The 1,407-nt window shown below is 70.9% G+C and carries 3 protein-coding genes; 2 read left to right on the top strand and 1 reads right to left on the bottom strand.

Annotated features, from left to right (window positions below; translation table 11 throughout):
- Together Q0379_RS16505 and Q0379_RS16500 are read left to right on the top strand one after the other, a co-directional pair.
- Nucleotides 1-440: glutaminase (locus Q0379_RS16505; protein ID WP_299013860.1), on the top strand; the 440-nt coding region annotated here is incomplete at its 5' end.
- Nucleotides 441-492: 52 nt separating this feature from the next.
- Nucleotides 493-1,071: an NAD(P)H-dependent oxidoreductase gene (locus Q0379_RS16500; protein WP_299013858.1), complete on the top strand. Its 579-nt coding sequence runs from the start codon at nt 493-495 to the stop codon at nt 1,069-1,071.
- On the opposite strand, the gene Q0379_RS16495 is transcribed toward Q0379_RS16500, so the two are convergent.
- On the bottom strand, nt 1,068-1,407 hold a 340-nt coding region (locus Q0379_RS16495; RefSeq protein WP_299013856.1), incomplete at its 5' end, for a tRNA pseudouridine synthase A. The genes Q0379_RS16500 and Q0379_RS16495 overlap by 4 nt on opposite strands.

Here is a 1,407-nt window from a genome sequence, read left to right as displayed (position 1 = left end):
CCCACGCCTGGCAGAACCGCGCCATCGCCAGCCTGATGCGCGGCCAGGGCACGATCGAGCATGAGCCCGAGGCGGTGGTCGCCGCCTATAGCCGCCAGTGCGCCATCACCATGAGCTGCCGCCAGCTGGCGCGCGCCTTCCTGCCGCTGGCGGCGGGCGGCTTCTCGCCGGTGGCCGAGGAGACCATCTTCCCCGACCGCCTGACCCGGCGGCTGAACGCCCTGCTGCTGACCTGCGGCATCTATGACAGCGTCGGCAGCTTCGCCTACCGCGTCGGCCTGCCCGCCAAGAGCGGCGTCGGCGGCGGGATCGTCGCGGTGGTCCCGGGCAAGGCGACGGTGGCGGTCTGGTCTCCCGAGCTGGATCGCTTCGGGACCAGCGTCGTGGGGACCGCCGCGCTGGAGGCGTTCAGCCAGATCACCAATTGCTCGGTGCTCTAGGCCTTTTGACGAGGCTCAAGGCGGCGTGGCGGCGGACCGCCAAGCTGCCGCCATGGCCAAGCGCATCCTGATCCTGAACGGTCATCCCGATCCCAGCGTTGACCGCTTCTGCGCCGCCTTGTGCGACGCCTATGCCGCCGCCGCCACGGCCGCCGGCCACGAGGTGCGGCGCCTGGATCTGGGCGCGGTGGACGCGCCGGTCCTGATGACGGCCGCCGCCTTCGCCGAACCGCCGCCGGACGAGATTCAAGACATTCAAGCCGCAATGATCCGGGCCGAGCATCTGGTCATTGTCTTTCCGCTGTGGCTGGGCGGCGTTCCGGCCCGGCTGAAAGCGCTGCTGGAGCAGGTCTATCGTGGCGGCTTCGGCTTCCAGGTCGGTCCGAGCGGCTCGAACAGCAAGCTGAAGGGGCGCAGCGCCCGCCTGGTGGTGACCATGGGCATGCCCGGGCCGTTCTTCCGAGTGGTGTTCGGCGGCCATGGCGTCAAGGCGCTGGCCCGGGGCGTGCTGTGGCTCAGCGGCTATCGCCCGATCCGCACGAGCATCGTGGGCGGCGTCGAGATGATCGGGGCCAAGGGGCGGGCGGCGTGGCTGGCCCGGATGCGGACGCTGGGCGCTAAGGCCCGCTAGTCGCCGTAGCCGACGCCGACGAGATAGAGCCCATCCGCTGGCGCGACCGGCCCGCACTCCCGCCGATCCTTGGCCTCCAGCGCCGTCTTCACGTCGTCCACCGTCCAGCGGCCCGCGCCGACCTCGACCAGGGTGCCGGTCATCGAGCGAACCTGGCGGTGCAGGAAGGACCGCGCCTCGAAATCGAGGTGGATCTCCTCGCCGACCCGGCGCACGCGGGCGACGTCCAGGGTCTTCACCGGGCTCTTGGACTGGCAGTGCATGTCGCGGAACGTCGTGAAGTCGTGCAGCCCGACCAGATGCTGGGCGGCGGCGTGCATGGCCTCGTGGTCGAGC

Origin of the sequence: uncultured Caulobacter sp. (assembly GCF_937900395.1) — a bacterium.
Classification (GTDB): Bacteria; Pseudomonadota; Alphaproteobacteria; order Caulobacterales; family Caulobacteraceae; genus Caulobacter.
Note: the sequence above shows the minus strand (reverse complement) of the source record. Positions and strands in the feature narration are given on the sequence as shown.

Coding starts and splice junctions, on each gene's coding strand:
- Q0379_RS16500 (WP_299013858.1), top strand. CDS start 493: ATGGCCAAGCGCATCCTGATCCTGAACGGTCATCCCGATCCCAGCGTT.